Here is a 1392-nt window from a genome sequence, read left to right as displayed (position 1 = left end):
GCGCCGGCGGGCGCGTTCGGTGAGCTGCGCGGGCCAGCCCGCCTCCGTCAGGCGCTGGTGCAGCACGTCCACCAGCAGGGGGTGCGGGCCGAGAGGGGCGGCGACGCGGGTGCGCAGGTGCGCGGCGGCCTCGGCGGCCCGGGGCAGGTCCTGCTTGACGTGGTACCCGCGGGAGAGCAGCAGCGGGACGAGCACGGCCTGCCCGCCGTGCTCCAGAGCGGCCAGCACGTCGGTGAGGAGCGGTGCGTTCAGCTCGATGTGGGCGAGGTGGACGGGCAGGTGCGGGCGCAGTTCCCGTATCCGTTCGACGAGTTCGCCGACGGTGGCCAGGGCGCGCGGGTCACGGCTGCCGTGTGCCACGAGGACCAGATGGGGCGTGCGGCGACGGCCCCGCAGGGACACCTGGCCGAGCTGGCTGCCGAGCTGATTGCTGATCATGGTGAGGAGTCCCGCCGCGCTGGCCGTCTGGTCGAGGGGTGCCGACTGGTCGAAGTGTGCCGACGCGTCCGTCATGGAGCGATCCTGGCGGGTGGGGGTTGCCTCGCTGTTGCGCGCCGGTGACGAGTCGTTGCCGGTCCTTCACGGGGCGGCCGGGGCCGCGGTGAGCGCCGGAACCGTCCGGGCGAACCATCCGGGCGCGCCCGGCGTCTCACACCGCGGTGAGCCCGTCACCGCCGACACCTCGGCAGGCCCGCCGTCCGACCGGAGGTCCCGTGCGCCCGTCCCTTCCGCGTCCGTTCCGTCCTCGACTCCCCCGCACCCGGCGGGGGCAACGGCGGGCGGTGCAGGGCCTCATGGCGGTCTGTGTGCTGGCGCTGCTGCCGGCGACGTGGCTGTTCGCGTCGACCGGCGACCGGCTGCGCTCGACGGCCGACGTGCCGCGCACCGAGGTCGCGATGGTGTTCGGCGCGGGCCTGTGGCAGGGGGAGCCTTCCCCGTACCTGGCCCACCGGCTGGACGCGGCGGCCGAGTTGTACCGAGCGGGCCGGGTCCGCGCCGTGCTCGTCACGGGCGACAACAGCCGTGAGGACTACGACGAGCCGGACGCGATGCGGACGTATCTGACCCGGCACGGCGTCCCGGGCCGGGCCGTGGTGAGCGACTACGCGGGATTCGACACCTGGGACTCGTGCGTCCGCGCCAAGAAGGTCTTCGGGGTCGACCGGGCGGTCCTGCTCAGCCAGGGCTTCCACATCCGGCGGGCGGTGGCGCTGTGCGAGGCGGCCGGGGTGTCGTCGTACGGGGTCGGCGTGGACGAGCGGCACGACGCGACCTGGTACGCGGGCGGGGCGCGGGAGGTGCTGGCCGCGGGCAAGGCGGCGCTGGACGCGGTCGTCCGCCCCGACCCGCACTTCCTGGGCGCGCGGGAGGACGGGGTGCGGCGGGCCCTGG

2 protein-coding genes are annotated in these 1392 nt (G+C 75.4%); one reads left to right on the top strand and one right to left on the bottom strand.

The window, feature by feature from the left end:
* Positions 1 to 513 (bottom strand): CbiX/SirB N-terminal domain-containing protein (locus G3I40_RS07335; protein WP_203643595.1); only part of this gene is annotated, 513 nt, incomplete at its 3' end.
* Between the two features lie 281 nt (positions 514 to 794).
* On the opposite strand from G3I40_RS07335, the gene G3I40_RS07330 reads away from it, so the two are divergent.
* The coding region (locus G3I40_RS07330; RefSeq protein WP_164301344.1) for an ElyC/SanA/YdcF family protein at positions 795 to 1392 on the top strand (598 nt) is incomplete at its 3' end.

This window comes from Streptomyces sp. SID14478 (assembly GCF_010548525.1).
GTDB lineage: Bacteria > Actinomycetota > Actinomycetes > Streptomycetales > Streptomycetaceae > Streptomyces.
The sequence above is the reverse complement of the archived record's forward strand: the minus strand, read 5'-3'. Positions and strand labels throughout refer to the sequence as shown.